The 6,615-nt window shown below is 63.4% G+C and carries 4 protein-coding genes and 1 pseudogene; 2 read left to right on the forward strand and 3 right to left on the reverse strand.

What is annotated here, in order from left to right; translation table 11 throughout:
• Positions 1 to 474: 474 nt before the first annotated feature.
• Positions 475 to 1,671 (reverse strand): annotated as a pseudogene (locus EV671_RS14690) (IS256 family transposase).
• A 422-nt stretch (positions 1,672 to 2,093) separates the two neighbouring features.
• Positions 2,094 to 3,776: a tetratricopeptide repeat protein gene (locus EV671_RS14695; protein ID WP_132572929.1), complete on the reverse strand. Its 1,683-nt coding sequence runs from the start codon at positions 3,774 to 3,776 to the stop codon at positions 2,094 to 2,096.
• 379 nt (positions 3,777 to 4,155) lie between these two features.
• Between EV671_RS14695 and EV671_RS14700 the strand changes: the two genes are divergently transcribed.
• Together EV671_RS14700 and flgB are read left to right on the forward strand one after the other, a co-directional pair.
• Positions 4,156 to 5,202 (forward strand): porin, encoded by a 1,047-nt coding sequence (locus EV671_RS14700; RefSeq protein WP_132572932.1) that lies wholly within the window; start codon positions 4,156 to 4,158, stop codon positions 5,200 to 5,202.
• Between the two features lie 61 nt (positions 5,203 to 5,263).
• Positions 5,264 to 5,710 (forward strand): flagellar basal body rod protein FlgB, encoded by a 447-nt coding sequence (gene flgB / locus EV671_RS14705; protein ID WP_132572935.1) that lies wholly within the window; start codon positions 5,264 to 5,266, stop codon positions 5,708 to 5,710.
• 110 nt (positions 5,711 to 5,820) lie between these two features.
• Here flgB and EV671_RS14710 read toward each other — a convergent pair whose 3' ends face one another.
• Positions 5,821 to 6,450: a ZIP family metal transporter gene (locus tag EV671_RS14710; protein WP_243655730.1), complete on the reverse strand. Its 630-nt coding sequence runs from the start codon at positions 6,448 to 6,450 to the stop codon at positions 5,821 to 5,823.
• Positions 6,451 to 6,615 lie beyond the last annotated feature (165 nt).

The raw sequence follows: 6,615 nt of genomic DNA on the forward strand, positions 1-6,615 counted from the left end.
CAACGAAGCTGGGGAACTTGCCGGCCCGGCCATTGGCTGAGCCTGATCCGGTTGCGCGCAGCTTAAACCAGGAGCGAGGAGCACGGCCGTGGTCAGGGCCAACGACGCGCACGATGGCCAACCCCTCCGACCAGACCGCGCCCCTGAAGGTGATCGGCCGGACCGCCTGGGCACTTCCATGGCGCAGTGTGGCGGGGAAATGGAAGGGTTCCGGCACTGGACGGCGGAGCAAACGCCGTTCTGTTCTTGGATCGCACGCGCTTCAACGTTCTTCATCGATCGACACCTATCGCAACGGGTCGAATTTCAATCCATGAAGTAGCTACAGGGTCAAGCTCTTTTTCGTCTTCCGTCGTCTGTGTGGTTCCGTCGCTTTGCAAGGACGGATTGCTCGCCTTCGGCGGTCAAGCACGGTGATGTCCCGGCGCGTGGTGTAAGTCCACAGCCCGGACAGGCTGGGATGCGCGGGGTTACTCAGCGTGCCACTGCGGACAGCCGAGTGGGAACAGTATCACTGAGGGTCTGCAGGCCCTCGAGCTGCATGTAGCGGCGGTTCAGACTCCACTCGTCGTTCTGCTCGAGCATCATGGCGCCGACGAGCCGCGTGATCGAGGCGTCGTTGGGGAAGATGCCCACCACGTTGGTCCTGCGCTTGATCTCTGCGTTGAGCCGCTCCAGCGGGTTGGTGCTGTAGATCTGCGGCCAGTGCGCCCTGGGGAAGCCCATGAAGGCCAGCACGTCGTGCTCTGCCGCGTCCATCATGGCGCTGAGCTTGGGCAGCTTCTCTCGGAACTGGTCCGCCACGCTGCGCCATTGCATCCTCGCCGCCTGCGGCGTCTCCTGCACGAACACCGTGCCGATGGCCGCACTCACCATGCGCCGCTGCGTCTTGTTGGCGTAGGCCAGGACGTTGCGCATGAAGTGCACGCGGCAGCGCTGCCAGGTGGCCTTGAGCGTCTTTGCCGCAGCCGCCTTGATGCCCTCATGGCTGTCGCTGATGACGAGCTTGACGCCACGCAGGCCACGTCGGTTCAGGCTTCGCAGGAACTCCGTCCAGAACGGCTCGGCCTCGCTGGCCCCAACCTTGATGCCCAGCACTTCGCGCTGTCCCTCGGTGTTGACGCCCACGGCCACTATCACCGCGACGCTCACGATGCGACCAGCCTCGCGCGTCTTCACGTAGGTCGCGTCGATCCACAGGTATAGCCAGTCGCCCTCGATCTGCCGGTTCAGGAACGCGCCGACGCGCTCATCGAGCTCGGCGCACAGCCGCGACACCTGGCTCTTGGACACGCCGCTCATGCCCATGGCCTTGACCAGATCGTCCACCGAGCGCGTGGAGATGCCCTTGATGTAGGCCTCCTAGATCACCGCCGTCAGCGCCTTCTCGGCGGTCCTGCGCGGCTCCAGGAACTCGGGGAAGTAGCTGCCCTGGCGCAGCTTGGGGATCTTGAGCTCGACGCTGCCGGCACGCGTCTCCCAGGTTCGATCTCGAAAGCCGTTGCGACTGTTGATGCGCTCGGCGCTCTTCTCGTCATAGCCGGCGCCGCAGCGCCCTTCGGCGTCGATCTCCATGAGCCGCTGGGCCATGAACTGCACCATCTGGCGCAGCACATCAACGTCGGCTCCCTTCTCGGCAAGTTCGGCCAATGCGATAGTTGAGGCGGTCATCGTGTCTTCCTTTGGACAAGGGTTATTGGGTCGCACCTCAACCTTATCCGGGACCACGATGGCCACCCTCTACGGGCAGCCTCGCCTAAAAACTTACACCACCTCGCGGGGCATCACCCGCAATGCATCGTGGCGATGGCGCCCGTTGCGTCGCCCAGATCCCTCAGATGTCGAGGCGAGAGTTCAGTTTCGAGAGCTGCACGTAGCGCTCTCGAGCCAGGCCGAGGACGTACGAGGCTTTGCTCAGCCTAGTCATCGATGCCGTGTTGCCCAGTTGCAATCGATCAAGTGCTGCGCTGCAAATGCGCTGGGCGGACGTGACACGCCGATTCGCTCGCAGCAGGGGGCTGGGTTTCATGACATCTCCCGGGCCAATGTCTGAATATGCCGCCGTTGCTGGTCCATGCCATGGCAGCGTGAAATCACTGGGGCGCGCAGAGCGGCGTCATCTTTTCTTGCGCATCCGGCCCGACCTTGCGAATGGTTTCCAACCTTCTGGACGGCCGGTGCAATGCCTGCGCGTTCACCTTCGCTTCGGCCTCGCCCAAGGGCGTTGCCATCGCGGCGTCGAGTTCAATCTTGGCCGTTCGCGCCCACCGGCCGCCACCACGCAGGATCTCGAGGTCGCTGGAGCGCGCCCGGGCAAAAAACATCGATTCGGCAAGTCCGTGAGCATGCAGCACCTGTTTGACCCTGGCCATGCGATAGCGCAAGTCGAAATCTTGGGACTCCGCACCGCGCACGCCACCGCCTGCCACTTGAGCTGCGATATGCCGAAGGTTTTCCTGGACCGCTGTTGACAGCGCCGGCACCGCCCGTGGGGATGACAGCTTGGCATGACGAATGAAAGGGTTGCGCCCAACCACCAGGCCCCAGGGTCGTTGCCCGTCCACCAGGTCTACCGTCATTGCCTCTAGCTTCGTGAGCCCGAAGTCCCTTGCCACCTGCAGTCGAAGTGCCAGACCAGGATCGGACTGCCCAATAGCCGTGAGAGCAATACTGTAGTCCTCGTCTCGCCCGTCAACGGGCAGAACGAAGGTGCATAGCAGCCTGAACGCATGGTTGTCACCGGACTGCGCAGCGATGAACAGCCAGTTCATTCCCTGTTCCACCTCACGCAACGACCCGGATGACCGCAGGATGGTCGCACCAAGCCGGCGCTGAGCCAACACCACGCCATTGGCTGCGGCCTTTTCGAGGCAGAACCTCGCCATAGGCGGATTGGCCACCGAACCGTTGTGATTCGAGTGCATCTCGTAGAGCCGGGTCCAAGCGTCCAGGTGTCCACCGTCGGCTGCCCGCATCAGCAGCGCCGAGGCCTTCCGGAAGTTTTGCCCCGCGACCAGCGAGTTCCAGCCGAGGCTTCCGACGTCGTTTCCGCTCAGCGCTTGGCCGAGCATCAGAGCCGCGCCGCTGCTTCCCCGTGCCACGCAGTCATCCAGCAAGGTCTCAATCGCCCGGCGGTCCACGGCGATGGACGCGCCGGGAATCGAACTCGCATGCGTCAAGGCTTCGAATACCTTGTCTGCGAGACCAGCATCCGGCGTCGCGCCTGGCTTCAGACCAAGCGCTAGCGCGCGGAACAGCAACTGCGGTTCCTGCCTCATCAGCGCCCGATCCATCGCGAATGTCAGCAAGTGAGGCCAGCCGATGCCCGGCAAGTCTTTCAACGATCTCAGACGCGACACGATCTCCTCGTCGGAGCGCTCGTGCGGGGCGTAGCGGCAGAGCACCTTTCTCGACGCTTCGTCGCCACCCGCTGCGGCGCTGCGGAACCAACGCAGCCCTTCGTCAGAATCGGCCGCGGTCAGCGAGGTCCAGATTGCCAACTTAAATTGCGCAGTCACACGTCCCGAATGCGCGGCCTGCTGCAGCGTCGCGATGCGCCCATGCGCCACGATCTCATAGAGGTCCAGTGATTCGACGATCAGCTGCTGCGCATCATCTGCGCGGATCGGCTCAGCCTGCTGCAGGTACTCCAGACCTAGCGGGACGTGACGTGGAAACCCATTCGTACCCTGTAGGTACTTCCTGCCAGCCTCGAAGCATGCGGCGACATCTCCCCGCCTCGCCCTCGAAATCAACTGAGCATCGGGCCGTCGCATCCTGCGCCTTCAATGCACTGGCGCATTGCCAAGCCCTCTGTTGGAAATTGATCGACGTCTTAGACGTCGCTTTTACCAAGGAGCTTAAGGAACGGCAGATGACCGCTGCCAGTCCAACACATTACGGTTTTGTCAGGTCGGTGCGCCGCGTTCCAAAATGCTCAAAGCTGTGACGGCGGCGTGAATGAGGGAGACGCTGTCCGTAAAAAGCAGTCGTGTCGATTTGGAGGCACGTGAACCCAAGGTTTGGATGGCCTCGTACCAGCGGGAACCCGCCCAAATGGTTGAAGTAATGGATTTCCCTAGCCCGCTTCCCTAGCCTTCAAGGCGCTGGAGGCGATCCAGCCCTCTGGCATCGACCAATGAATAGGAGAAGTACATGAACAAGCCAGTCCTCTTGGCCTTGGCATGCAGCGCAGTTGCCGGTTCTGCCTTCGCGCAAACGTCGTCCGTCACGCTGTATGGCGTTGCTGACGCGGCAGTACGCCAGGTGAAGAACGGCAGCGCCGGCACTGTGAAGGGTGTGGCGTCCGGTGCAAACACGACCAGCCGCCTGGGCGTTCGCGGAGTTGAACAATTGGGTGGCGGCCTGTCTGCAGGCTTTCACCTGGAATCCGGCATCGAGTTGGACACTGGCGCCTCCAACGCCAGCAAATTTTGGAACCGCCGCTCTACTGTCAGCCTCATGGGCGACTTCGGCGAAATCCGCCTGGGACGGGACACCACGCCCACCTACAACAACGCGCTCAACGACGAGTTCGGAATCGTCGGCGTAGGGTCGCGCGGCGTCTTCGTCTACGGCTCCAGTGCAGCCCTGGGTAGCGGCGCGACGACCACTCAGCGCAGCGACAACGGCGTCAGCTACTTCCTGCCCAAGAACCTGGGTGGCTGGTTCGGTCAGGCGCACGTGGCCGCTGGCGAAGGCGTGGTCGGCAACAAATACACCGGCGGCCGCCTGGGCTTTGAGAACAGCACCTTCCTCCTCAGTGGTGCTGTTGGCCAGACCGACGTCGGCAGCACGCAGCCCAAGTTCAAGAACTACAACCTGCTGTTCAACTACAAGTCGCCTTGGGGCACGCTGCACACCCTCTTTGACGTGAAGAAGTGGGGTCAGCGCAAGGCGCAAGAGCTCTCGGTTGGCGCCACCGTCCCGGTGACCCAGGCAGGCTCGATCCGAGTTGGCTACACCAACGTGAACCGCTCGGGTGGCGTGGCCGGCTCTGGATATGCAGACGCCGACGACAGCACGCGCGTCGCGCTGGGCTACGTGCACGACCTGTCCAAGCGCACTGCGCTGTACGGCACCTACGCCAAGATCAGCAACAAGGGTGCAGCGCGCAGCTCGGTGCTCTACACGACGCCGACCGGCATGCGCGGTGGCGAAAGCTCGTCCGGCATGGAAGTCGGCGTGCGCCACAGCTTCTGATCACCACGGCAACTGTGAGGGGAAGCGCTTCGGCGCTCCCCTTTTTCCGCAGGAGGTGCCCATGTCCAACGCACTCCGTCCCACCCCCAGCAGCGGTGCCCCCACCACGGCGATCGATGACGACTGGAAGGCCACAGCGCTGGTTTTCAGAGGTCAGCGCCAGGCGCTGATTGCCAGCAACATCGCCAATGCTGACACGCCCAACTACCAGGCGCGTGACATCAGCTTCTCGGCAGCGCTCAAAGATGCCAATCGGGCTCGACCTGCCGCGCCGATGGCGACCACGTCGCCAGGCCACCTTGCGCCCAGCCTGGTCGCGCCACGCAGCACGCTGCAGTTCGCCCAGCACGCACTGCAATCCCAGACCGGTCTCGACAGCAACACCGTCGACATGGACCGCGAGCGAGCGTCATTCGCCCAGAATTCCATCCTTCATCAGCTCGCCGTGGCATCGCTGGACGACGAGTTGAAGGAGTTCAAGATGGCGATCACCGACCCGCGCCGCTGAGTAGACGGCGGCCGCCGCGACATTGAGGCCAGGAACGGCCGGGGTGCTGCAGGGGTCGGCCCGGCATTCGACGCTCGGTACTTCATGCGTCCCATGAGGTCAGGTCGAAGTCAAACCATCATCTCGATCATCAGCAACGCCAGGAAGCCGACGAAGAACATCGACGTAAGCAGCGGAGTCTCGTCGACCTCGTGCGCCTCAGTCAGCAGCTCCTCGGTGACCAGGTAGAGCAGCGCCGCAACGCCAAACGACAGCACGCCGTCCAGCACGGGCGGGCTGGCGCTCGCGAGGAAGTACGCACCGATTCCGGCGCCTGCCATAAGCAGCACGGCAAAGGTGATCGTGGTGGCCAGCACCTGGCTTCTCGCTTTAGGCCCGCGCATCGCCGCTGCGGTTGCGACGCCGAGGAACAGCACCTCCAGCGTCATCGCGATCGTGATCAGCAATCCCTGGCGCTCGCCGGCAGCAAAGCTCACGCCGATCAGCAGTCCATCCAGAGCGATGTCGAGTGCCGATGCCAACAACAGGCTGATGGGAAGTGCCAACGGCGAAGATGTCTCCTCCTCCCGCGCTTCAAGTCGGCGTGCCAGCGCCTTGAGCAGCAGCATCGCGATGACGCCCAAAGCGAAGCCGCCGAGCGTCACCCACGGCAGGCGGCGGTGCACGACGTCGGGCAGCCGTTCCGTCGCGAGCGCTGCGAACAGCACGCCAGCCGCGATGTGCTGGACGGCACTCTGCACTCGCGGTCCCGGCGTGCGCACGGCCGCAGCGACGCCTCCAAGGACGACTGCCGCGGCGGGCACCGCCGCAAACGTTGTTACGTCCCGCGTAGATTTCGGCTCGCGATCCCAAGCTATTCGAGGTTGAGTCAAGGCTGCTGTCTCGCGAAGAATTGGACGGGACTC

The organism is Roseateles saccharophilus (assembly GCF_004342485.1).
In the GTDB taxonomy this organism is placed as follows: domain Bacteria; phylum Pseudomonadota; class Gammaproteobacteria; order Burkholderiales; family Burkholderiaceae_C; genus Pelomonas; species Pelomonas saccharophila.